Annotated in this window: 17 protein-coding genes; 7 read left to right on the plus strand and 10 right to left on the minus strand. The window is 69.0% G+C overall.

Going from position 1 to position 24,787, the window contains the following annotated elements:
• Window positions 1–107: 107 nt before the first annotated feature.
• On the plus strand, window positions 108–848 hold the full coding sequence (locus FHX80_RS29870; protein ID WP_375885405.1) for a L,D-transpeptidase family protein: 741 nt from the start codon (window positions 108–110) through the stop codon (window positions 846–848).
• Here FHX80_RS29870 and FHX80_RS29875 read toward each other — a convergent pair.
• Window positions 839–3,778, minus strand: a complete 2,940-nt coding sequence (locus FHX80_RS29875) for an FAD-binding and (Fe-S)-binding domain-containing protein (protein WP_145767609.1) — start codon at window positions 3,776–3,778, stop codon at window positions 839–841. The genes FHX80_RS29870 and FHX80_RS29875 overlap by 10 nt on opposite strands.
• A 43-nt stretch (window positions 3,779–3,821) precedes the next feature.
• The gene (locus FHX80_RS29880; RefSeq protein WP_145767610.1) at window positions 3,822–4,265 is read right to left on the minus strand and encodes a MarR family winged helix-turn-helix transcriptional regulator; all 444 of its coding nucleotides are present in this window, start codon (window positions 4,263–4,265) and stop codon (window positions 3,822–3,824) included.
• Between the two features lie 189 nt (window positions 4,266–4,454).
• Between FHX80_RS29880 and FHX80_RS29885 the strand changes: the two genes are divergently transcribed.
• Entirely contained in the window at window positions 4,455–6,260 is a 1,806-nt protein-coding gene (locus FHX80_RS29885; RefSeq protein WP_145767611.1) for an ABC transporter ATP-binding protein, read from the plus strand.
• Window positions 6,261–6,551: 291 nt separating this feature from the next.
• Here FHX80_RS29885 and FHX80_RS29890 read toward each other — a convergent pair whose 3' ends face one another.
• The 5 genes from FHX80_RS29890 to FHX80_RS29910 form a co-directional block, all read right to left on the minus strand.
• Entirely contained in the window at window positions 6,552–7,640 is a 1,089-nt protein-coding gene (locus tag FHX80_RS29890; protein WP_145767612.1) for an NAD(P)-binding domain-containing protein, read from the minus strand.
• Window positions 7,641–7,797: 157 nt separating this feature from the next.
• Window positions 7,798–8,736, minus strand: a complete 939-nt coding sequence (locus FHX80_RS29895; protein WP_244318667.1) for a carbohydrate ABC transporter permease — start codon at window positions 8,734–8,736, stop codon at window positions 7,798–7,800.
• Complete coding sequence (locus tag FHX80_RS29900) at window positions 8,733–9,881, minus strand: carbohydrate ABC transporter permease (protein WP_244318668.1); 1,149 nt, start codon at window positions 9,879–9,881, stop codon at window positions 8,733–8,735. Before FHX80_RS29900 ends, FHX80_RS29895 begins: the two co-directional genes overlap by 4 nt.
• A gap of 5 nt (window positions 9,882–9,886) precedes the next feature.
• A complete protein-coding gene (locus FHX80_RS29905; RefSeq protein ID WP_145767613.1) occupies window positions 9,887–11,131 on the minus strand; it encodes a sugar ABC transporter substrate-binding protein in 1,245 nt (414 codons plus the stop codon).
• Between the two features lie 91 nt (window positions 11,132–11,222).
• Entirely contained in the window at window positions 11,223–12,272 is a 1,050-nt protein-coding gene (locus FHX80_RS29910; protein WP_145767614.1) for a LacI family DNA-binding transcriptional regulator, read from the minus strand.
• A gap of 124 nt (window positions 12,273–12,396) precedes the next feature.
• On the opposite strand from FHX80_RS29910, the gene FHX80_RS29915 reads away from it, so the two are divergent.
• Together FHX80_RS29915 and FHX80_RS29920 are read left to right on the plus strand one after the other, a co-directional pair.
• Entirely contained in the window at window positions 12,397–14,520 is a 2,124-nt protein-coding gene (locus FHX80_RS29915; RefSeq protein ID WP_244318670.1) for an amylo-alpha-1,6-glucosidase, read from the plus strand.
• A gap of 310 nt (window positions 14,521–14,830) precedes the next feature.
• Window positions 14,831–16,720, plus strand: coding sequence for an ABC transporter ATP-binding protein (locus FHX80_RS29920; protein WP_145767616.1), 1,890 nt, complete (start codon window positions 14,831–14,833; stop codon window positions 16,718–16,720).
• Between the two features lie 93 nt (window positions 16,721–16,813).
• Here the strand turns inward: FHX80_RS29920 and FHX80_RS29925 are convergent, their stop codons facing one another.
• Window positions 16,814–17,902, minus strand: a complete 1,089-nt coding sequence (locus FHX80_RS29925) for a PP2C family protein-serine/threonine phosphatase (RefSeq protein WP_145767617.1) — start codon at window positions 17,900–17,902, stop codon at window positions 16,814–16,816.
• 614 nt (window positions 17,903–18,516) lie between these two features.
• Between FHX80_RS29925 and FHX80_RS29930 the strand changes: the two genes are divergently transcribed.
• Window positions 18,517–18,939 (plus strand): YjbQ family protein, encoded by a 423-nt coding sequence (locus FHX80_RS29930; RefSeq protein ID WP_145767618.1) that lies wholly within the window; start codon window positions 18,517–18,519, stop codon window positions 18,937–18,939.
• Between the two features lie 45 nt (window positions 18,940–18,984).
• Here the strand turns inward: FHX80_RS29930 and FHX80_RS29935 are convergent.
• A protein-coding gene (locus FHX80_RS29935; protein WP_244318672.1) for an IS3 family transposase occupies window positions 18,985–20,222 on the minus strand; the annotation gives its coding sequence in 2 pieces (ribosomal slippage) (window positions 18,985–19,949 and window positions 19,949–20,222; 1,239 coding nt in all).
• 539 nt (window positions 20,223–20,761) lie between these two features.
• Between FHX80_RS29935 and FHX80_RS29940 the strand changes: the two genes are divergently transcribed.
• Window positions 20,762–22,882 carry an NACHT domain-containing protein gene (locus FHX80_RS29940; RefSeq protein WP_145767619.1) on the plus strand — a complete coding sequence of 707 codons (2,121 nt, stop codon included), beginning with the start codon at window positions 20,762–20,764 and terminating at the stop codon, window positions 22,880–22,882.
• On the opposite strand, the gene FHX80_RS29945 is transcribed toward FHX80_RS29940, so the two are convergent.
• The gene (locus FHX80_RS29945) at window positions 22,865–23,554 is read right to left on the minus strand and encodes a hypothetical protein (RefSeq protein ID WP_145767620.1); all 690 of its coding nucleotides are present in this window, start codon (window positions 23,552–23,554) and stop codon (window positions 22,865–22,867) included. The two genes, FHX80_RS29940 and FHX80_RS29945, sit on opposite strands and share 18 nt — an antisense overlap.
• Before the next feature lie 386 nt (window positions 23,555–23,940).
• Between FHX80_RS29945 and FHX80_RS29950 the strand changes: the two genes are divergently transcribed.
• Window positions 23,941–24,786 (plus strand): class 1 isoprenoid biosynthesis enzyme, encoded by an 846-nt coding sequence (locus tag FHX80_RS29950; protein WP_145767621.1) that lies wholly within the window; start codon window positions 23,941–23,943, stop codon window positions 24,784–24,786.
• Window position 24,787 lies beyond the last annotated feature (1 nt).

Below are 24,787 nucleotides of genomic sequence, written 5' to 3' on the forward strand. Positions count from 1 at the left end.
GAGTGAGCGCCAGTTACGGGTGGGTGCGGTGTAAAGATTCGGCACGCATTCGCTGCGGCCCGCAGCGGTGGGCGGGGCCGGACACGACGGAGTGCGAACATGGGCGGATGCATATAGCGGGTGCGGTACGAGTGGTGGTCTCGGCGGCCGCCTGCGGGGTCCTGCTCACGATGCTGACGTCGTGCGGCGACGGACAGGGCGCGGAGAAGAGCGACGCGCGGTCGGCCGGCGGCGAGCAGTCGAAGGACAAGCCGCGGACCGTCGACCTCAAGCGCATTCCGGATGTCGGCGACCGGATGCGGTCGCAGATCCCGGACAACTCCCGTCAGGTCGTCACCGTCTACGGCGCGGGCAAGAACTCCGCGGACTCCACAGTCGTGCTCTACACCAGGACCGGCTCCACCTGGGACAAGGCCGCCGGCTGGAAGGCCCACAACGGCAAGAAGGGCTGGGCCGCCGACCACCACGAGGACGACAAGCGCAGCCCGGTCGGTGTCTTCACCCTCACCGACGCGGGCGGTGTGCTGCCCGATCCGGGCGCCCGGCTCCCGTACACCGAGTCGGCGTCCATCCAGGCCCCGCGCTACTGGGCCAAGTCCCACTGGCACGACTTCGACTACGTCATCGCCATCGACTACAACCGCGTCAAGGGAACGCCTCCCAACGACCCGACGCGACCGGAGGGCCAGACCAAGGGCGGCAGCATCTGGCTGCACATGGACCACGGCAGCGGCACATCGGCCTGTGTGAGCCTGCCGAAGACGGCCATGGAGAAGCTGTTGCGCACCCTCGACCCGAAGCAGCACCCGGTCGTGGTCATGGGTGACCGCGCCAGCCTTCAGGCCTGACCGGGATCGGGCCGGGTGGCCCGCTCCAGCTCCATCAGCACCGAGTAGTACGAACGGCCCGTCGCCCGGTCCATGCCGATCTCGCACATCCGGTTGGCCGAGAGATACGTGTCGTACTCCCTGGTGTTCACCTCGGCGGCCTCCTTCGCGGTGGCCGAGGCCGTCAGTTCCTCGTGCAGCATGCCGCGGTCTCCCGCGAATCCGCAGCACGCGGCGTCGTCCGGGACGACGACCTCCTGCGCACAGGCCTCCGCGACGGCACGCAACTGGTCCACATCGTTCAGATGCTCCATCGAGCAGGTCGGATGCAGGACCGCGGAACCGGTTCGGCGCAGCACCGTCAGCTCCGGCAGGAGCTCGCCGGCGGCCCACACCAGGGAGTCGACGACGGTCAGCTCGCGATGCAACTCCCGGTTGCTCGCGGTCAGATACGGCACCACCTCATGGGCGATGCCCAGCGTGCACGAGGATGCGTCGACGACCAGCGGCAGCTTTCCGCCCGCTGTCCAGCCCCAGGCCGCTTCCACGATCCGGTTGGCCATCACGGCGTTCGCGGTCTCGTACCCCTTGGAGTGCCAGATCGTCGCGCAGCAGGTCCCAGCGACGTCCTGCGGGATCCAGACGGGCTTCCCGGCCCGCGCGGACACGGCGACCACGGCCTGCGGCAGGGACGGGACACGCTGCCCCTCGGGGCCGCCGAAGATGCGGTTGACGCAGGCCGGGTAGTAGACCGCGCTCGCTCCGGCCCTGGACGTAGGGGGCAGTGCGCGGGCGGCGGCGCCGGGGATCTCCGGCAGCCACGCGGGAATCAGGTCGGGGCGCACCGCCCGGCGGGCGAGACCGGTGACGCCTTCGAGGAGCCGGTCGTCGATCCGGGCGGCCGCGGCGACCGCGAGCCGGGCCGCCGCCTCCACGGTGCGGAAGTGCTTCGCCGTGAGCGCGGCGATCCGTTCCTCGCGCGGGGAGTGCCGCTGATGGCGGAAGTCCTTCATCATGGCGCCCGTGTCGATGCCGACCGGACAGGCGAGTTTGCAGGTGGAGTCGCCGGCGCAGGTGTCCACCGCGTCGTACCCGTACGCGTCGAGCAGCCCGGTCTCCACCGGCGAACCGCCCGGCTGCCGCATCATCTCCCGGCGCAGCACGATGCGTTGGCGCGGTGACGTGGTCAGGTCGTGACTGGGGCACGTCGGTTCGCAGAATCCGCACTCGATGCACGGGTCGGCCACCGCCTCGACCTGAGGGATGGTCTTCAGGCCGCGCAGATGGGCCTTCGGATCGCGGTCCAGGACGATCCGGGGCGCCAGCACCCCGTCGGGGTCGATGAGCTGCTTGGTCCGCCACATCAGTTCGGTCGCGCGCGGGCCCCATTCCAGCTCCAGGAACGGGGCGATATTGCGGCCGGTGGCGTGTTCCGCCTTGAGGGATCCGTCGAACCGTTCCACGGTCAGCCGGCAGAAGTCCGCCATGAAGGCGGCGTACCGGTCGACGTCGGAGGGCTTCGCCGCGTCGAAGGCGAGCAGGAAGTGCAGGTTGCCGTGGGCCGCGTGGCCTGCGACGGCGGCGTCGAATCCGTGCTCGGCCTGGAGCGCCAGCAGCGCCTCGCAGGCGTCGGCCAGCCGCGACGGAGGGACGGCGAAATCCTCCGTGATCAGCGTCGTGCCGGACGGCCGGGAGCCGCCGACCGCGGTGACGAAGGCCTTGCGGGCCTTCCAGTAGCCGGAGATGGTCCCGGCGTCCCGGGTGAACTCATTGGTCGCCGAGGTGACGGGCCGGACCAGCTCCAACCGGCGTACGACACCGGCCGCCGCCCGCTCGTACGCCTCCTGGCCCGCCTCGTCCGGGGCCCTGAACTCCACCAGCAGTGCCGCGGTCTCCTTCGGCAGCCCGGCCCAGTCGGCGGGTACCCCCTGAACGCTGACGGAGGCCCGCAGGGTGTTCCCGTCCATCAGCTCGACGGCGATGGCGCCCGCTTCGTTGAACAGCGGGACGGCGGCCGCGGCCGCCGTCAGGGACGGGAAGAAGAGCAGTGCGGTGGAGACGCGGCGATCCAGCGGCAGCGTGTCGAAGACGACCTCGGAGATGAAGCCGAAGGTCCCCTCCGATCCGACCATGAGCCCGCGCAGGATCTCCACCGGTGTCGTGCCGTCCAGGAAGGCGTCGAGCCGGTACCCGTTGGTGTTCTTGATCTCGTACTTGGCCCGGATCCGGGCGGTGAGCCCGGCATCGGCCTCGATCTCCGCCTTCAGCGCGAGGAGTCCCGCGCAGAGCCGTGGCTCCGCGTGCGCCAGGTCCTCGTCCGCGGAGGGATCGCCGGTGTCCACCACCGTGCCGCCGGCCAGCACGAAGGTGAGCGACGAGACGGTCCGGTACGCATTGCGGCTGGTGCCCGCGGTCATTCCGGAGGCGTTGTTCGCGACGACCCCGCCGATCGTGCAGGCGATCGCGCTGGCCGGATCGGGGCCGAGCAGCCGGCCGTGCCGGGCGAGGGCGGCGTTGGCCCGCATGATCGTCGTCCCTGGTCGGATGCGGGCCCGCGCCCCGCCGTCCAGGACCTCGATGCCGGCCCAGTGGTGCCGTACGTCGACGAGGATGTCCTCGCCCTGCGCCTGGCCGTTCAGACTGGTGCCCGCGGCCCGGAAGACTACGTTGCGGCCCTTGCCGTGCGCGTACGACAGGATCGCCGAGACGTCATCGATGTCCTCGGGCACGACGACGACCTGGGGTACGAACCGGTAGGGGCTGGCATCGGAGGCGTACCGCACCAGGTCGGAGATCTTCGACAGCACCTTCTGCGGCCCCAGCAGGGCGGTCAGCTCGCCCCGCAGCGGCTCGGGTGTGCCCGGCGCCCGGTCGTCGGGCACCCGGTCATGGGCGGGGCTGCGCATCGCACCGGGGCGCAGGGCCTCCGGCTTCGGCTCCAGCAGCGGCATGTCGAGGTCCCCTCGGCGGCTCGGTGCGGTGCTTCGCACGCGGTCAGCAGCGGCGCTCCGGCATTCCGTTGACCAGAGCGGTCAGCAGTCCGCCGAGCACCTCGCGCTGATCGGCGGTCAATGGAGCCAGGATCTCCTCTGCGGCCGCCCGGCGCCCGTTGCGCAGCGACCGGAGCGTGGAGATGCCCTCGTCGGTGATCTCGATCCGGACCGCCCGGCGGCTGTCCGGATCGGGGGTGCGGCGCACCCGGCCGCTGGCCTCCAGGCCGTCCACCAGCGTGGTCACGGCGCGCGGGACCACATCGAGGCGGTGCGCGAGATCCGCCATCCGCGGCGGACCGTCGTAGTGGGCCACGGTGCGCAGCAGCCGGAACTGCGCGGGGGTGATGCCGACCGGCTCCAGCTGGCGGCTCTGAATGCGCTGGAGCCTGCGGGTCAGCCGCAGCAGCTGTTCGGCGAGCAGGCCGTCGGGGTCGGGGGAATCCATGGGGAAACAATATCAGGACTTGGTTCATTGTGAATAGAGGTAACAATGAGCTATGCTCCTATCTGCTCGACTGTCACGGACCGCGATTCCCGACGACCCGCCGATCCGGACGGTCGCGGACCCCTTGACGCGCGTGCCGAGGCAGGCCGTCGCATCCTCCCCGTTGCCGCACGTCTGACGAAGGAGCTCATGAAACCCGACGAACCCACGTGGACACCCCCGCCACCGGATGCCGAGCAGCCGCCCGCCGAACTGCGCCGTATCCTCCGCCTCTTCCATCCGTACCGCGGCCGTCTCGCGGTGGTCGGACTGCTCGTCGGCGCCTCGTCGCTGGTGTCGGTCGCCTCACCGTTCCTGCTGCGCGAAATCCTCGACACCGCCATCCCGCAGGGTCGGACCGGACTTCTCTCGCTGCTCGCGCTCGGCATGATCCTCACGGCCGTGATGAACAGCGTCTTCGGCGTGCTGCAGACCCTCATCTCCACCACCGTCGGCCAGCGCGTGATGCACGACCTGCGCACCGCGGTCTACACCCAGCTCCAGCGGATGCCGCTCGCCTTCTTCACCAAGACCCGCACGGGCGAGGTCCAGTCCCGGATCGCCAACGACATCGGAGGCATGCAGGCCACCGTCACCTCGACGGCGACCTCGCTGGTCTCCAACTTCACCGCGGTCATCGCCACCGTCGTCGCCATGCTCGCGCTCGACTGGCGGCTCACCGTCGTCTCGATGGTGCTGCTGCCGGTCTTCGTCTGGATCAGCCGCCGGGTCGGCCGTGAGCGCAAGAAGATCACCACCCAGCGGCAGAAGCAGATGGCCGCGATGGCGGCCACGGTCACCGAATCGCTCTCCGTCAGCGGCATCCTGCTCGGCCGCACCATGGGCCGGTCGGATTCGCTCACCAAGGGATTCGCCGAGGAGTCCGAGCGTCTGGTCGACCTCGAAGTGCGCTCCAGCATGGCCGGACGCTGGCGGATGTCGACGATCGGTATCGTCATGGCCGCCATGCCCGCCTTCATCTACTGGGCCGCGGGCCTCACCCTGCAGTCCGGCGGACCCACTGTCTCCATCGGTACGATCGTCGCCTTCGTCTCGCTCCAGCAGGGCCTCTTCCGGCCCGCCGTGAGCCTGCTCTCCACCGGAGTGCAGATGCAGACGTCTCTCGCCCTCTTCCAGCGGATCTTCGAATACCTCGACCTCACGGTGGACATCACGGAGCCGGAGAACCCGGTCCGGCTGGGGAAGATCCGCGGCGAGATCCGCTTCGAGAACGTCGACTTCAGCTACGACGAGAAGAGCGGTCCCACCCTCAGTGGCGTCGACGTGGCCGTGCCCGCGGGCGGCAGCCTGGCGGTCGTGGGCCCCACCGGATCCGGAAAGTCCACCCTCAGCTATCTGGTGCCGCGGCTGTACGACGTCTCCGGTGGACGCGTCACGCTCGACGGCGTGGATGTGCGTGATCTGGATTTCGACACCCTCGCCAGGGCCATCGGGGTGGTCTCCCAGGAGACGTACCTCTTCCACGCCTCCGTTGCCGAGAACCTGCGCTTCGCCAAGCCCGAGGCCACCGACGCGGAGATCGAGGCAGCGGCCCGCGCGGCACAGATCCATGACCACATCGCCTCGCTGCCCTACGGCTACGACACCCTTGTCGGTGAACGCGGCTACCGGTTTTCGGGCGGCGAGAAGCAACGGCTGGCCATCGCCCGCACGATCCTGCGCGATCCGCCGGTGCTGATCCTCGACGAGGCGACCAGCGCCCTCGACACCCGTACCGAGTTCGCCGTGCAGGAGGCGATCGACGCACTCTCCGCCGGACGCACCACTCTCACCATCGCTCACCGGCTGTCCACGGTGCGTGACGCGGACCAGATCGTCGTCCTGGACGGCGGACGGACCGCGGAGCGCGGCACTCACGAGGAACTGCTCGCGCAGGACGGGCGCTACGCCGCCCTGGTTCGCCGGGATACCCAACTCGCCTATACAGCAGGCTGATTAGCGGGATCGGCGGGGAGCGGCGGGATCGGCCGCGCCTGCTCACGAGGGCGAACCCTGCGGTGCCTGCCGGCACGGTTTCGCGTCCTTCGCGACGCGGTGAGCCCCGAACGCCGGACGTCTGTACGGACGAACGGCCCCTGTCGTGTCACCGGCCCGGCCGGGATCTGCCCGGACGGTACACACGGCGCCGCCGCTCCCGTGGGACGGGGAGCGACGGCACTGATCGAGCCATGGTCAGATGAGCCAACCCACGAAGTGGGTGCGTGTCCCCGACCCGACCCGACGCGCTCACGCCGCGGGAGCAGCCCGTTCCACGGCCGGCTCGGCACGTTCCAGCAACCGTCCGATCGCCCGTACGGCGGCCCGCCCGGCCCGGTTGGCGCCGATCGTGCTGGCGGACGGTCCGTACCCGACGAGATGGACGCGCTCGTCGCGTACCGCCCGGGTCCCCTCGATCCGGATGCCGCCACCGGGCTCGCGCAGCCGCAACGGGGCGAGATGGTCGATGGCGGGCCGGAAGCCGGTCGCCCAGAGGATGACATCGGCCTCGACGGTGCGGCCGTCGTCCCAGGCGACGCCGGTCGGTGTGATCCGGTCGAACATCGGCAGGCGATCGAACACCCCCGACTCGCGGGCGCGCCGGACGGCATCGGTGACCGGCAGCCCAGTCACGCTGACCACGCTCTGCGGCGGCAGCCCGCGCCGTACCCGGTCCGCCACCATGGCGACGGCGGCCCGCCCCCGGTCCGCGTCGAACGGGCCCTCGCGGAAGACCGGTGGCCGGCGCGTCACCCAGTGGGTGTCCGCGGCCACCTCGGCGATCTCCATCAGATGCTGGGTACCGGACGCCCCGCCGCCCACCACGACGACCCGCTGCCCGGCGAACTCGGCGGGCCCCGGATAGTTCGCCGTGTGCAGTTGGCGGCCGCGGAAGGTGTCCTGGCCCGGGTAGCGCGGCCAGAACGGCCGGTCCCAGGTTCCCGTCGCACTGATCAGGGCCCGGGTCGCATACGTGCCCTCGGAGGTCTCCACGAGCAGCCGCCCGCCGTCTCCCTCGCGCACCGCGCTCACCTCGACCGGCCGGTGCACCCGCAGGTCGAAGGCGCGTTCGTACGAGTCGAAGTACTCGCCGATGACCTCGGAGGAGGGCCTGCTGTCATCGGCGCCGGTCAGCTCCATGCCGGGCAGTGCGTGCATACCGTGGACCTTGCCGTACGTCAGCGACGGCCAGCGGAACTGCCAGGCACCGCCGGGGCGTGGGGCGTGGTCGAGCACCACGAAATCGCGGTCGGGCTCCAGGCCCGTACGGCGCAGGTGGTAGGCGCCGGACAGGCCCGCCTGTCCGGCGCCGATCACCACGACATCCACTGAGCGCACCACGGCATTGTTCACGCTTCTACTAACTATGGCGGGGTCGTGGATCTTCCCGCGCCCCCAGGAGGCTCAGTGCCCCCGGCGAACAGCAGCGGCGCCTCCCGTCGTGGAACAGGCGCACAGGCCCGCGCCCGTACGCGGAGGACGACGACAGCCCGACTCACTCCTTGACCGCACCCGCGTTGGCACCGCTGACGAAGTAGCGCTGGAAGCAGAAGAAGAGCGCGGCCACCGGGATGGTGGAGAGCAAGGCCGCTGCCAGCTTCAGCGGATACTGCGTGCCTCCGCCGAGACCGCCCGAGACAAAACGGGCCAAGCCCGTGGTGAGCGTCTCGTACTGACCGGACTGCGTGCTGACGAGGAAGTGCGTGAACTCGTTCCACGACCCCTGGAACGACAGGATCGTCAGAGTGATCAGTGCCGGTCTGGCCATCGGCAGGACGACGGACCAGAAGATCCGGAACACACCTGCGCCGTCGACCCGCGCCGCTTCCTCGACCTCGCGCGGTACCGACTCGAAGAACTGCTTCATGATGAAGATTCCCGCGGCGTCCACCAGCAGCGGAAGGATCATGCCGGTGTACGTGTCGAAGATGCCGAAGGTGTTGAGCACGAGGAACTTCGGGATGAGCAGGGCGACTCCGGGCACCGCCATCACCGCGATCACGAAACCGAGCAGTACCGAGCGGCCCCGGAAGCGCAGTCGCGCCAGCGCGTATCCCGCCATCGAGTCGAACAGCACCCGGCCCGCGGTCACCAGCACCGCCACCAGCGCCGAGTTGCCGAGCCAGCGAAGGAAGGGCACCCCCTCCGCTGCCCGGCTCAGCCCGAACAGCCTCTGGTACGCGGCCGTCGTCGGGGTGGTCGGCAGCAGGGCCAGTGGATGAGCGGCGGCATCCGGGTCCGTCTTGAAGCCGGTCACCAACTGGAGGACGAACGGCAGCAGGTAGAGCAGGCCCAGCCCGAGCACCATGGCGTAACCCACCAGTCGTGCGGGCAGGGGGAAACGCCTCAGGACGGGCCGTCCTCGGTCGTTCGAGGCGCGAGGGCGACGGACCGGCCGGGTCCGTTCGCGTACAGCCCCACCGGCGGTGGTCATCGGTTCCTCCCGGTGCGTGCGCCACGCTCCCGCAGCGCCCAGCGCTGGAACGCGGTCAGGATGAGAATCAGGGCGAGCAGGATGAACGCGATGGCCGAGCCCTGGCCGAAGTCCGAGTTGCCGAAGCCGGCGGAGTACGACAGGAAGGCCGGCGTGAGCGTCGTATTGCCCGGGGCGCCCTGGCCCATCACATACACCTGATCGAAGACCTGCCAGGTGGAGATCAGTCCCAGGGTGAGCACCAGGAACAACACGGGACGCAACGCGGGCAGCGTCACGTGCCGCAGTAGCTGGCGGCGGTTGACCCCTTCGATCGCGGCCGACTCCTCCAGCTCCCGCGGGATGTTCTGGAGTGCCGCGAGGAAGATCAGCATGAAGGTGCCCGAGGTGGTCCACACCGCGAGCATGATGAGCGTGCACATCGCGACCGAGGGGCCCGAGAGCCACTCGAACCACGACAGCCCCATGACGGAGTGATCGGCCAGCACTCCGGTGGGCCGTTCGGGATCGATGATCCCCAGACCGCCCAGGATCACGGAGAGCACTCCGCGGGGGTCCGCGAACCAGTTCGGTCCCTTGACCCCGATCCAGGTCAGCATGGAGTTGACGGCTCCACTTCCCTGGAAGAGAAAGAGGAAGACCGTGGAGACAGCGATGGAGCTGGTGACCGACGGGAAGAAGAACGTGGTGCGCAGCGCGCCCCGTCCCCGCAGCAGTCGCTGGTTGACGACCAGGGCGAGACCCAGTGCCAGCAGCGTCTGCAGGGGGACGGTCAGCAGTACGTAGTAGGCGTTGTTGCGCAGGGAGGTCGCGAAGAGCGTGCGGTCGAGTCCGTCCTGCGTGAGCAGCGTCCGGTAGTTGTCCAGGCCGACGAAATCGGCCTGACCGGAGAACGGGTTGGACTGCCCGTCCCAGTGCAGCAGGCTCACCCACAGCGCCATCAGGATGGGAAGCACCATGAACAGGCCGAGGACGAGCACCATGGGGCTGACGAACAGCCAGCCCCAGGTGCCCTCCCCGCGAAGGCCCGCGCGCCGGGCGCGAGCCTTCGCGGGGGTACCGGTTTCGCCGGGTGCGCTGTCAGGTGCGCCGGGCGAGCCGGTCGTGCGGGAGGTACCTCCCGCGAGCATCGGGCGGATGGGCATGGGGCTCAGTTGCCCTTCGCGATCGCCTGTTCGCCGTTGCGCTGGAGGTCGGCGAGGATCTTCTTCGGGTCGGCGGTGCGCAGCGACTGCAGGTCGGTGTTGAACTGGCCCAGGACCTTGTCGAAGCCCGCGATCGTCACCGGCCCCTGCGCGTAGGCATTCCCCTCCACCCAGGCCTTGGCGGCCGGCTGCTTCTCCGCGTACGTCTTGAGCGCACTCGTCCGCGACGGCATGACACCGAACGCGTCGGCGAAGGCGAGCTGTTGCTGGGCGGAGGTGAGGTATTTCACGAGGTCCACGCCCGCCGCGCGGTGCGCGCTGTCGGCGGCGACGCCCCAGCAGTTGCTGAAGGCGAGGGTGCCCTGGCCGGCCGGCCCCTCGGGCAGCGGTGCGATGGCGTACTTCACGTCGGGGTAGTCGAGCTTCATGCCGCCGTCGAGCCAGTTGCCCTCGATGGTCATGGCGGCCTTGCCCTTACCGAGCGCCTCACCGCCCCAGCTGGTGTCCACCTGCTTGGCGAACTTCATCGAGCCCGACTTGAGCAGGGACTGGACGAAGTTCAGCCCCTTGGCGTTCTCCGGGGTGTCGGCGGTCATCTTCTTCTGGTCGGGGTCGGTGAGCCAGCCGCCCGACTGCTTCATGAACACCCCGAGCCGCTGGTACTCGTCGCTGGTGACCAGACCGGTGACACCGTTGCCGGTGAGCTTGTCCGCGACGGTCCTCAGCTCCTCCCAGCTCTTCGGGTAGTCCTTCTCGGTCAGCCCGGCCTTCTTCCAGAGACCGGTGTTGATGGCGAGGCCGAGGGTGGAGGTGTCCTTCGGCAGACAGACCAGCTTTCCGTCGTACGAGAACGAGGTGCGCAGCTGCTCGGAGAAGTCGTCGGCGTCGGATATCCGGTCCCCGTACGGGTACAGCGAGCCGCCCTTCGCGTAGTTCGCGAACTGGTCGGAGTTGACGTAGAAGACGTCCGGCGGCTTGTGCCCGGCGAAGGACTGGGCAAGCTGCTGGTTCATGTCCTTGGCGACCTCGACGGAGACCGAGTTACCCGACTTCTTCGCATACGCGGCGGCGGCCGCCTTGACGGCCTGGGTCTCCGCGTCGCCCGAGGTGGCGATCAGTACCGTCAGTTTCTGCTTGCCTGCCTTGTCCTGCTTCGGCTCGCTGTCGCTGCCGAAGCCGGATGAGCATCCGGTGGCGGCCAGAAGCGCCGTGCAGGCGGCCAGGGCCGCGACGGTCTTACGGGTGACCATGAAATCCTCCAGGAGGGATAAGACGTGCGGCTCAGCTGCCCGGAAGGGGCGTGCTGTGAATCAGAGGCCGTGAACGGGCCCGGGGGGTGGCTCAGTTGTTCGACGCGGGTGTGCTGTCCCGCACGACGAGGGATGGTTCGAGCAGCACGCGCTCGGGCGGAGCGTCGGGTTCCGACATGCGGGCCAGCAGCAGACGGACACATTCGCGGCCGACGGCCTCCAGCGGCTGGGCGAGAGTGGACAGCCCGGGTGAGAGGAGCGACGCCATGGGGTCGTCGTCGAAGCCGATGACGGCGACATCGGCACCCGGCACGGCTTGCCGTTCGCGAAGAGCGTGATAGCAGCCCAGCGCGAGCATGTCGCTCGCAGCGATCACGGCGGTCGCACCGGCATCCAGCAGCGGTCCCACGGCGGTCTGTGCCGAGGCGATGTCATCGACGCTCTGTGCCCGCTTGCCGCGCACCGGAAGGCCGTGCCGCCGCATGGCGCGCTGCCAGCCCTCGGCGCGGTCGTCGCCGACGCCGGAGCCGCGCGGCCAGCCGAGGAACGCGATCCTGCGATGCCCCAGTCCCACCAGATGCTCGACCGCGGCGTCCGTGCCCGAGGCCCCGTCGACATCCACCCAGTCGCCGATCGGCCGGCCGGACCACATCCGGCCGAAGCCCACGAACGGCACACCGCGCTTCTCCAGCCAGGCCTGGCGCCGGTCGCCCCGGTCGGTGCCGCTCAGCACGAAACCGTCCACGCTGTGCAGGTCGAGGAGCTCCTCGTACCCGTCGAGTCCGGCGCTGCCGGGGGGTGAGGCGAAGAGCAGGACCCGGTAGCCGGCTTCGTCGGCGGTCTGGGACAGGGCGTGCAGAAACCGGTCCATGACCGGGGCCGAGGCGCCGGGGGCGGTGGGGCGGATGCCGTAGCCGATGAGTCTGCTGGAGCGGGTGCGCAGTGTCTGGGCGGCCCGGTGCGGGCGATAGCCCAGCTCGTCGATGGCGTGGCGGACCCGCTCCAGGGTCTCGGGACGCAGCAGGTCCGGCGAGTTGAGTGCGTTGGACACCGTTTGCGGAGAGACTCCGGCCCGCCGCGCGACCGTGGCCAGGGTCGCCGGACCGGCCTTGGACGCGGAGGTGTTCGGGGAGCGGGGCATGGGTGTCTCCGAAACGCTTGTATGGACGGGCGAGTTTATTGGAGCGTTCCAATACCGTTGTCAACGGCCTGAGGTCGTCGTTAGGGTTCTTGGAACGCTCCAATGCCTGAGAGGTTCTGCTCTGTTGGACACCACTGTCAAGACCCACGACATAACGAACTCCGTCACGGGGGGCGGCCTCTCGGCCGAAGGCCTCCAGCCGTTCCTGCATGAATCCTGTGTGACGCTGTACGCCCCGAGCTTCGCGATCTCGCACGAGGACGGGCAGATCGACGGCGGGGCCGACGGCTTCTACCACGGCGACAGCAGAGCGCTCGCCCGGCTGACCGTCGCGGCGGACGGCCATGCGATCGCCCCGGTGCGAGGATCCTTCGAGGGAGCGGACCGAGCGGCCTTTCGCGGTGTGCTGCGTGGCCTCGGCGAGGAGACGCCGGACCCCGCGGTCACCCTGCACCGGCGACGTCGGGTCACCCCCGGGCGCCTGGAGGAGACCCTCGAAGTCGCCAACGCCGGCCGGCAGCATGTCCGTGTCCGGCTCATCGTCACCGCCGCTACCGACCTCGCCCCGATGGAGCGCGTCAAGTCCGGACACGCACAGAACCCGGTCTGCGCCCACGTCACCGAGAACGGACTCGGCTGGTCCGGGGGCGCCTTCTCGGTACGCCTCACCAGCTCCCCCCGGCCCGCCGCCGTCGATCCGGCCGCCGGAAGGCTGGCGTACGACATCGAACTGGCCCCCGGTTCGTCATGGAACGCCCAACTGCACTGCGACGCCGCTCATGAGGACGGCGACCAGTTCCCCGCGCCCCCGGCGGACAGCCTGCCCTGGCGCACGCCGGTACTGCGCAGCGCCGACCGCCGCTTCGACCACTGGCTGAGCCAGTCCGCCGCCGACCTCGACCGGCTGCGCCTGACCGACCCGGAGAACCCCGCCGACCAGTTCCTGGCCGCCGGAGCCCCGTGGTTCCTCACCCTCTTCGGCCGCGACTCCCTGTGGGCGGCACGCATGCTGCTGCCCCTGGGCACCGATCTCGCCGCCGGAACGCTGCGCACCCTCGCTCGCCGCCAGGGCACGAAGTCCGACCAGGACACCGAGGAACAGCCCGGCAAGATCCTGCATGAAGTGCGCCGCGCCACCCAGAACTTCGACGAGAACTTCTCCCTGCCGCCCTCCTACTACGGCACGGTCGACGCCACCCCGCTCTGGATCACCCTGCTGCACGACTCCTGGCGCTGGGGCCTAGCGCCCGAGCAGGTCGAACAACTCCTGCCGCACGCGGAATCCGCCCTCGCCTGGATGCGCGACCACGGTGACGCGGACGGCGACGGCTTCCTCAAGTACATCGACCACACCGGACGGGGCCTGGCCAACCAGGGCTGGAAGGACTCGGGAGACTCCATCCGGTATCGCGACGGACGCTTCGCCGCCTCCCCGATCGCGCTCTGCGAGGTCCAGGCGTACGCGTACGAGGCGGCCCGCGGCGGCGCCGACCTGCTGCGCGCCTTCGGCCGCCCCGGCGCCGACCGGTGGGAGGAGTGGGCCGAACGGCTGCGCGACCGCTTCCGCAGCCACTTCTGGGTGGAGGACGAGCGCGGACCGTACCCGGCCGTAGCACTCGACCGGGACAAGAATCCGGTGGACTCGGTCACTTCGGGCTTCGGTCAACTGCTCGGCACGGGCCTGCTCAACCACGAGGAGAGTGCTCTGCTCGCTGCCCGGCTCAGTGCGCCCGACCTCGACTCGGGCCATGGTTTGCGGACCCTGAGCAGCGACTCCGTGGCCTACAACCCGTATGGCTACCACATCGGTTCCATCTGGCCGCACGACACCGCGATCGCGGTGCACGGCCTGGTCAGGGCTGGTTTCCCGGAGGCTGCGGCGTCCCTGTCCGCGGGTCTGCTGACGGCCTCCTCGGCTTTCGACGCCCGGCTTCCCGAACTGTTCGCCGGTCATGGCGCGTCGACCGACGCCCGGCCCTCGCCCTATCCGGCGTCCTGCCGCCCGCAGGCCTGGGCGGCGGCCTCGTCCGTCATGGTCCTCCAGTCGGTGCTGGGGCTCTCCGCCGATGTGCCGGGCGGCACGCTCACGGTCGCGCCCGCGTTCGCGGAGGCGTACCGGCCGCTGAAGGTGGAGGGGCTGGACATCGCGGGTGGCCGGGTGGACATCTCCGTCGACGCCGACGGCACGGCGCACATCGAGGCGCCCAAGGGACTGGTGGTGAAGAGGGAGCATCCGACGTCTCGTTGACGCGGAACGGCCATGCCCGACCCGAGGCAGGAGCCCGGCGAGCTGGCCGGGTTCCTGCCCAACCGTGGAGAAAATGCTTGGACTCCGCAGGCACTGTCGCGGAACACTGGGGTTCCTGGCCCGGCCTCCTCGCACTCGTACGTACGCGTCGCCACGAGCTGCGCGGGGGCTCGGTAGCCGTGCCTCGTTCGTTGCCGGACGGCCCGAGCGAGGCACTCACCCGAAACCGAAGCTCCACGCGGCCGGCGAGGCAACGACCTCTCTCCGCAGAAGCATGTGGCGGGCTGCCGCACGACCACACAGGGTTGGTATGGGATCGCCTGAATCGCACAAAGCGCCGAGCAGGGGTTCGGTGCTCCTCGCACTCCGCTACTACGGACGGGAGTTGGCCCGGCTCCCGCGGCTGACGGCCCCCGCAATGCTGTTGCCGGCGCTGGGCAACATCGGAATCAACTACGTCGCGCCGCTGGTCGTCGCGAAGCTCGTCGGCCGGCTCGCCGACGACTCCGGTACCACTTTCGGCTCGACGCTGCCCTACGTCCTTGGCTTCGCCGGCGTTCTGCTCCTCGCGGAAACGCTGTGGCGCATCGGCCTGCACTTCCTGAACCGCCTCGACGCCCTCGGCATCGAGCACCTGTACGTGATCGGCATGGACGAACTGTTCGCCAAGGACGCCGCGTTCTTCCACGACAACTTCGCCGGTTCGCTGACCAAACGGGTCCTGAGCTTCGCTTCCCGCTTCGAGGAGTTCGTCGACACGCTGACGTTCTCGGTCGTGGGAAGCTTCGTGCCGCTGCTCTTCGGATCGGTGGTGCTGTGGCGCTACGAACCGATGCTCGTGGTCGGGCTCCTGGCGATGATCGTGCTGACGGCGCTGTGCGTGACGCCCCTCATCCGTCGCCGTCAAGCGCTCGTCGACCGGCGCGAGGAGGCGATCGCCCAGGTGTCGGGCCATGTCTCCGACAGCCTGATGAACATGGACACGGTTCGGGCGTTCGCCGCAGAGGAGCGCGAGGCCGCCGAGCACCGGTCCCGCGTCGCGGAGTCGCGGCGGCTCTCGTTGCGTTCGTGGGACTACGGCAACCTGCGCATCGACACGCTGGTCGCGCCGATGTCCGTGCTGACCAACGCGATGGGCCTGCTCCTCGCGATTGGTCTCGGCAGTGGTGGGCACGGCGTGGAGACGGTCGTGGTCGCCTTCATGTACTACACCAACGCGACGCGGATCATGTTCGAGTTCAACCAGATCTACCGCCGCCTGGAGAGCTCGATGACGGAGGCCGCACAGTTCACCGAACTGCTGCTGACGCCGCCGAACGTGGTCGACGCGGCGTCGCCGGAACCGCTGCTGTCCCGGGCCGCCGACGTCCGCTTCGAGCAGGTGACCTTCGCCCACGCGGGTGCGGAGCCGCTCTTCGAGCGCCTCGACCTGGCCGTGCACAGCGGGGCGAAGATCGGTCTTGTCGGCCGGTCCGGCGGTGGCAAGACCACGCTGGCCCGGCTGCTGCTGCGGATGACGGACATCGACGCAGGGCGGATCCTGATCGGGGGTCAGGACATCAGCAGGCTGCGCCAGACCGACCTGCGCAGCCTGATCGCCTACGTGCCCCAGGACCCGGCGATGTTCCACCGCACGCTGCGGGACAACATCGCGTTCGCCCGGCCGGACGCCACCGACGCGGAGATCCGCCGCGCGGCCGAGGCGGCGCACGTCACGGAGTTCGCCGACGCGCTTCCGGACGGCTTCGACACCAAGGTGGGCGAGCGTGGAGTCAAGCTGTCCGGCGGACAGCGCCAGCGGGTCGCCCTCGCCAGGGCGATCCTGCGCGACGCGCCGATCCTGCTGCTCGACGAGGCGACCAGCGCCCTGGATTCCGAGAGCGAGATCCTCGTCCAGGATGCGCTGTGGAGACTCATGGACGGGCGAACCGCGCTCGTCGTGGCGCACCGGCTGAGCACCGTCGCCACCATGGACCGGCTCGTGGTCCTGGACCGCGGCCGGATCGTCGAACAGGGCACGCACGAGGAACTGCTCACGTCGGACGGCGCCTACGCGAAGCTGTGGCAGCACCAGTCGGGCGGCTTCCTCGATGACACCCCGGCACCCCAGGGCCGACCTGCGCCGAACATGAGCCCGGTGAGTGTGGCCTGTGCCTGCCGAGGCGGTATGGCCGACGAGGCCTGCTCACCACCGGGCTGAGCCGGTTCGGGCAGGAACTCCTGACGGAACGACTCCGGGCGTCGCCCGCATACGTGTGCGCATCCGAGGGAGGGGAAGCCCTCGATGCCTCCGTCAACCCCGGGGTCGTCCGGCTCTGTCGTCCGGCAGGTGGTAGACGGCAAGGGCCGCGGTGTCGTCGTGGAGGCTGTTGTCGCTGTAGTCGAGGAGGTCGTGGTGGAGACGGTCGAGGAGTTCCCGGGGCTGGAGGGGGCCCCAGGAGAGGACACGCCGGCGGAGGGGGTAGAAGGTCCCGGTGGTGTCGCGTGCTTCGGTGACACCGTCGGTGTAGAGGAGCAACTGGTCGCCGGGGCGGAAGGGGTACTCGTCGACGTGGTAGGGCTCCAGGGGCAGCATGCCGAGGTTGAGGGGCGGTGCGGGGTCGGCCGTCTCCATCTCGGTGACCCCGTCGGGCCGGATGAGCAGGGGCGGAGGGTGGCCGCAGTTGACCATGCGGACCACGTGACTTTCGGGGATCTCCGCGAAGACGGCCGTGACGAAACGCTCCCCCGTTTCGCTTCCGGCCAGGCGGGCGGCCCTGCGGTTCATGCTGATCTCGACCCGGTGGGCAACGGCGGGGAGGTCTGGTTCGTCGTGGGCGGCCTCGCGAAACGCGCCGAGGAGGGTGGCGGCCGTCTCCACGGCGAGGAGTCCCTTGCCGCGGACGTCGCCGATGACAAGGCGGAGTCCGTACCTGGTGGGGACAGCTTCGTACAGGTCGCCGCCGATGCGTGCCTCCGCGGCGGCGGACAGGTAGAGGGTTTCCACCAGGATGGGACCGACGCGGTGGGGGACCGGGCTGAGCAGGACACGCTGCGCGATATCGGCCACGAAGCGCACGGTGGCGAGGGTACGTTCCCGGCGCAGGCGGTGGGCGGCCAGGATCGTTCCGAGGACGCCGACCAGAGCGGTGCAGAAGTAGGCAGCCACGTAGTGGCGGTCCCACACGTAGCTCACCGGGCGGCCCGCGCAGCACGGGGTGCCGGCCAGGACCCCTTCGAAGACGATCGCGAACACGGTGGCGGCAGCGACGACAGCGGGGCGGTGGGCGAACGCGGCGATCACGGGGAGGGCGATGAGCATGAAGCTCACCGGCCACTGCACGGGCGTAATGGGTTCGAGCACCAGGACGCCCGCGATGTAGAAGACGGGCAGCCAGCGCATCCATGCGGGCGCGGCCGGTACCTGCGGCCCCCCACCGCCAGGCCGCTCTGTCGAGTCGTTCGCCGCTCCGGAGCGGCCCGGCCACCTCACTGCTCACTCCGTCGTGGAGCGAGCGGCGCGAGCACGGAGGCTGCCCAGCCGAAGGACGGAGCGACCGCGTGGCCTGCACGCGTACGGCTCTCCTGGCGGATCCACTCACACAGCCTGCACACGGGGGACTCCTGGCACATGACGTGGTCAAGACGTCCATCTTGCCGCGCCGCGACGCCGAGGCCCGGTCATTGCTCCAGCCAATGGCATGTCAGGACCCTTACGGCTGGTGAGCAACGACGACGTCCCGGTACCAGGCCCATTTCCACCGTGACGAGGTCCGGCCGACGGTCGCGCGGGGCGGGGCTCCGCCCAGGGGAAGTCGCGTACGTGACCGCGACGACCGGAGGACCTGCTGCGGCATCGGGACGTCCTGCAGATCAGACCGGCGTTCGACACCGGTCGCCGAGACGAGTGAGCCAAGCGGCGTACGGCGCTGGACGTAGAGATCCCCTGAGTAATCGGCCAATGCTGTCCCGGCACGTGGACGCGAGATCTTGCGGCTCGGGCCGGAGAATGGAGCCATGTCCACTGCCTTCACCACCAGCATCCTGCACATCACCACGGGAGCCACGGAGACCGTCACCGACCTGACATCCGACTGCGAGCTGTTCCTCACCCGGACGGCCGCCGGACGTGACGGCCTGCTCAACATCTTCGTGCCGCACGCGACTGCCGGGATCGCCGTCCTGGAAACCGGAGCGGGCAGCGACGCCGACCTTCTTTCAGCTCTGCACACGCTGCTCCCCGCCGACGACCGCTGGCAGCACCGCCACGGCAGCCCCGGCCACGGCCGCGACCACGTACTTCCGGCCTTCGTACCGCCGCACGCGACGCTGCCGGTGATCGCTGGGCGGCTGGAGCTGGGGACGTGGCAGTCGGTGTGCCTGGTTGATACAAACATCAGCAATACCAACAGGCAGGTGCGGCTGTCGTTCCTCGGGTAGCTCCGAGGCAGTCACGACTGAACCGTTCCGGATTCGATAGAGACTCTAGATAGTGGCTGCGACCTGGGGTTCTTGTGTGTTTTGGTAGTGGGCGGCTTCGTATTCGGCGGGTGGGAGGTGTCCGATCTCACCGTGAAGCCGACGGTGGTTGTACCAGTCGACGTACTCAGCGGTGGCCACCTCGACGTCGCTGAGCGCCTTCCAGGGCCGTTGCGGCTTGATGAGTTCCGTTTTGTAGAGCCCGATGGTCGATTCCATCAGAGCGTTGTCGAGGGCGTCCCCGACGGTGCCGATGGACGCGGCGATCTGCTCGGCGGCCAGGTGGGTAGCCAGACGGAAGCTGGTGTGCTGCGATCCGGCATCGGAGTGATGGATCAACTCCCATGCGGTGACGGGGTTTCCGGCCCGGTCGCGCTGCCACAGCCCCATCTCCAGTGCGGACAGGACCAGCGGGGTCTGCTTGTTCGTCGCCGCGGACCAGCCGACGATTCTGCGGGAGAACGTGTCCACGACGAACGCGACGTAGACGGTCCCGGACCACGTGGCCACGTAAGTGAAGTCCGCGACCCACACCCGGTTCGGAGCGCTGGCCACGAACTGTCGGCCGAGCCGGTCCGGGGCCCGCTCGGCCTCCTTGTCCGCCACCGTGGTGACCACTTTCTTCCAGCGCACCGCCCCCACCAGACCCTCGGACCTCATGAGGCGCTCGACGGTGCACCGGGCCACCTGATGCCCCTGGCGCTTGAGCGCGGCCCAGATCTTGCGGGCTCCGTAGACGCTGTAGTTGTCCCGGTAGATGCCGACGATCAACGGCGCCAGTTCCGCGTCCCGCAGGGCACGGGCCGACAGCGGACGTTTCCTGTACGCGTAATAGGTGGACGGGTGGATGCTGCAGTCGTGCTCAGTGAGCGTCCTGCAGATCGGCTCGACTCCGCCGAAGCGGTCCCGGTGCTCGTCGATGAACGCTACGAGCGTGTGTGTGGCCGGTCGGGCTCGGCCGCGAAGAAAGACGCCGCGGCCTTCAGGATGTCGTTCGCCCGCTTCAGCTCGGCGACCTCTCTCTTCAGCGCCTTGAGCTGGGCGGATTCCTCCGTCGTGGTCCCGGTCCGGGCGCCGGCATCGACCTCGGCCTGACGTACCCAGTTCCGCTGGGACTCAGGCCCGACGTCGAGCTTCGCACCGATCGAGCGGATCGCCGCGGACTCCGTCTTGTACTGATCACGAGTCTCCAGGACCAGACGCACGGCCCGCTCCTTGAGCTCCTTCGGATATTGCTTCGCCATAGCGGACTCGATCCTTCCAAGGAAACGAGTCTCGATCAAATCCGGAACGGTTCAACGAGGAAGAGCAGGAGGCCGATCCAGAAGAGGGCTTGGTTGAGGGCTTCCAGGAGGTGCGCGGTGGGGGTCAGGGTGCCGGTGGGGTCGGCGTTGTCGAAGCCGCGGTAGAGGAGGTGCGTGCCGGTGGTGGCGGAGCCGAGGGCGGTGGTGATGCGGAAGCGGTGGAGGGCCAGGCTCGCCGATGGGCTGGGCGGCCGTAGCTCGCCAGGTGCGTAGCAGGGCGGTGAGTTGCCAGGCGATTCAGGTCAGGGTCGACATCGCGGAGTAGAGCAGGATGCGTGGGCATGGACCGGTGGAGATGTAGTGCTGGAGGCAACGGAGGCAGGAGCAAGTCAGCCCGTCGTGGCCGCGCGTGGAGCTGCGCAAAGCAATCTTGACCGTGAGCCGGTACCCGAGCTGGTGGGGTCGGAACACGCGAGGCTCTGACCACTGAGACCGCCCACCCTATAGACGACTCCGGCGAGTTGAGATTTCATGATTCCATGACGAACAGAGAGCGATGGATCTTGGCTCTCTGGCTGACAGGGGTCGGAGTGGTCGTCTGGGCGGTGGTCCAGTTCGGCTTCGAGCCGGTCACGGCGGCTCTGGGGATCGGCGGGACGATCCTGGTCGCCTCCCCGGCCAAAGCCATCATCAGACGTACCTGGGCGTGGAACGCCGAACCCAGCGAGGGCGCTCAACTTGACGCCGCCGCCGTGGCGTTGAACCGCGCGGTGGAGCGCCACTGGACCACTGAGGCAGGTCGGCGCAAGCAGCATCTCGTGGTCGATCGCATCCCCGTCCGCTGGGACACCGTCCATGATCCGCGCTCCCGTGCCGCTCTCGCCGGGGACACCGGTCCCCTGACGCAACACGGCACACTCGACGCCTTGATCGACGACTACCTTGCCCAACCCTCCCGCCTGGTCATCGTGGGCGACGTGGGCTCCGGAAAAACTGGGCTGTGCGTCAAACTTACGCTGGAGCTGTGCCGTAGAGCCGACCCGCAGCGTGTGCCGGTGCTGCTCCAGCTGTCCACCTGGGACCCGGCAGTGAGCTTTCAGGACTGGATGGTGCGGCGCGTCACGGAGGACTACCGGTTCCTCAACGACACGACCAAGTACGGCCAGGGCTCGGCCATGGAACTGTTCCTCCACCGTCGGCTGCTACCGATTCTCGACGGACTCGATGAGCTGCCGCTCGAGACACGCGCCCAGGTAATCAGGACGCTACGTGACAACACCCACCTGCCGACGGACACCGTCCTGACCTGCTGCTCGGCTGAGTTCCGGGCGGCGATGGCCGAGGAACCCCTCCTGGACAGTCGGACGGTGCGTCTGCTGCCTCTGCTGCCCGAGGACACGGTCACGTACCTGGAGTCCCACTTCCCCGATGATCTGGACCGCTGGCAGCCCGTCCTGCGCAGCCTGCGTGAAGATGCCACAGGCCCGTTGGCCACCACCCTGTCCCGGCCACTGATGCTCTTCCTGGCTCGCGCCACCTACCAGCCCCGGGACAGTGCCCCGGAAGACCTCCTCGATGAGGCTCGGTTCGATGCGAGCGAGCAGATCGAGGAACATCTCCTCGACATGTTCGTCCCGGTCGTATTCGAGTCGCCGCCGGTGGGCGCCTACGAAGGAAATCCGGCCCGCGCCTCCCGCGACTGGCCGGCGCCCGAGGCGAAGAGATACCTGTCGTTCCTCGCAGGCTGCCTTGACTCCCAACGCCGCAGCGGCGAACACGGCGCAGCCGATCTCAACTGGTGGGCGCTGCCTGCGCTCGCCGGGGTGCCCCGCTATGCGTTTGTCGTAGTCCCCGCAGTGATCGGCACGGCGAGCTGTTGTCTGCTCGGCCTGCTGGTCTTCGGCCTCTTCGGACGCCCAGCGTTCGGAGCCCTGTTCGGCGCCGCGGTCGGCGTGGTGTTCAGTCCCCTGCTCGGCCTGGTGAGAGTGCAACCACCACGGCGCTTCGCACCGCGCCGCGTCCGACAGCAGGACCAACTGCTAGTGCGCCCACTGTTCATCGATCTCGGCTTCGGCCTGATCGGCCTCGTCACCGGCGGGCTTATCGCGACGCTGCTGTACTCACCGACGTTCGGGTTGACTGCGGGCCTCGCCTTCGGCCTCGTCTTCGCCACGGCCCGCCGATTCACCCGCCCCACGGAGCCGAAGCACGAAATCACGCCGCTTCGCTCCCTGCTGGACGATCGCAACGCGGTGCTGTACGTCTGGCTGCTCGGATCGGCGGCGGGTCTGGTCGTGGGTGGCTTCCTCGCCACGGCCGGGAGCGACGAGGCGCGCTACGACCTGGTCTTCTCTGTGTCCCCGTTGGCGCAGGGCGTCATGGGAGCCCTTGTGGGCGCATTGCTGTCCGGGGGCGGTCTCGGCATGGTCGTGCTGGCGACGAGCGCATGGGGCCGCTTCCTCACGGCCCGCTGGTGGCTGGCCTGGCGCGCCCACACTCCTTGGCATCTGGTCGCGTTTCTCGACGATGCTCACAAGCTCGGCGTCCTACGCTCGACGGGTGCGCACTACCAGTTCCGGCACGCTACCCTGCAGCACCGCCTGGCGGCAGGCCGTACCGCTCCCTCTCTGGCGTCGCCGGGCTCACCGGGCGCCGACTGACGAGTCGGCCTGCGCGGCGGACGCGGTGTCGGGAGCGGCCATGGAGAGCACCGGTACGCCGAGCACCCAGAAAGTGCTGCGACTCGGTCGAGCTCTGTCGTGCCGCCCGTGGGGTGCCTCGGCGTGGTAGGCGGCGTGCGGGAAGCGAACGCCTCCGGAGCGCGAGCGTCGCCCGGTGACGACCGTCTCAATCCCTGCCAGATCCGCATACGCAAGGGCCAGGGCCGCGTACTGGCAGTCGGGCAGGGGGAACGTGAACTCGATGGTTACTTTTGAGGAGTGGCCTGCCCCCCGCTCGGACTCTTGGCGGGCCAGGAGTTCACGTACATCGTGGGAGCAGGCCAGTTCGTACTTCGACTCGTCCCAGCGGTCGAGGTCCGGACCGTAGCGCCGATGGGCCGTGAACCGCACGACCTCGAACCAGGTGTCCCGCAGGACCGCAGTCTGCGCCGCCAACCACTGCTGCTCGTAGAGGCGTTGACGCTGCTCGATCCTGCTCAATGTGTACACACGGGTCAGCAGCCACAGCAACAGCACCACCAGCGTCCAGCTCAGGTAGGAACGTGCCGAGGGCGCAACCACGAACTGCCCCGCCCAGAGCAGCGCCAGAACCAGCAGGCCCCAGCGGTTCGCAGCCTGCGCCTCGGCGAATCGGGGAGTTCGCAGCCGCACCAGGGTCATCCTGGTCAACGCAGCGAACCGCGAGCCCGCCGGGTACAGGGGCACTTGCAGGTCGGGGCGCGGCGCACCGAAGTGCCGGTCCGAGGGTTCGGACGATGTGGCTACTCCGGCTGAAGTGTTCACGTCCGCCCGCCCATCCCAGCCCCCGTGCTCCTCCAATAGAACGTACCCGAATGCCGCGCCGTGTCACCCCGAACACCCCATGCTGTGGATGCGCGGCCAGCGATGGACTATGCCGGGCGGAGTGCGGTAAGCCTTCTCGAATGGGGGACGCGAAACGTGAGGTACAACGTGATGCGCTGGCGGTCTTACGGTGCGCCGTCTCAGCGAGGGGGTGGGGTTCGCTTCTGAGGTTCGTCCGCACTGACTCTCGGCGAGTGCTGCGCGCCTTCGACCGTAGCGTCCTTCCGCTTGTCGAACGTACTGTCAGCGACGCGACCCTGCGGCACGCGATCCAGAGGTCCTTCATGGGCACGAGTGTGAAGGTGGGGCTCGCCATGTGGGGGTACGCGACCATGGCGCGCGTGCCGTTCGATGCCGAGCTGACGGTCCTGGGCAGCTCGTTCACCCGTCTGTACGACGATCTCATCGACCATTGCGAACGTGAGGACCTGGACAGCGACTTGACCGCCCTGTTCGCCGGCGAGACTTTCCGCCCCCGCAGTCCGTTGGAAGCCCTGCTGCTGCACCTGCACTCCACGATCGCCGCACGGCTGCCGCACTCAGCCGACGACCCGATCCACTCGCTCATCCGGGAACTCCACACATTCCAACTGCGCTCCCGTGCCCAGCGGGGCTCCCACATGTCAGCAGCCGAAGTGCTGGACATCACCCGGGGGAAGGGCGGGCTGGGGATGGCTGCCCTATTCGCTCTGCTCCGCCCGGGAATGCCTGAAGCAGAGCGCGACATTCTCGTCGAGTTGGGCGATGTCTTCCAATTGCTGGATGACTTCCACGACCTCCCACTCGACCGGGTAAATGGCATTACCACCAGCGCGACCCTCGGCGTCCTCTCCCTCAGCGACCTGGCAACCCGCATCGCCCGCCTGCGGACCTGCCTCGCCGAGTACTACGGAAGCGCCGCGCCCCTGTCCGCCCAACTGGCCTTGACGCTCATCGGCGCACCTGTCGCGGCCCGCGACCGCAGACGCCGGGACTCGCCCACCCCCAAAACCGACCCATTGCACCTGCTGCTCTCGCGCGCCGGCAACATCAGGGCCTGAG

Origin of the sequence: Streptomyces brevispora, assembly GCF_007829885.1 — a bacterium.
Lineage (GTDB): Bacteria > Actinomycetota > Actinomycetes > Streptomycetales > Streptomycetaceae > Streptomyces > Streptomyces brevispora.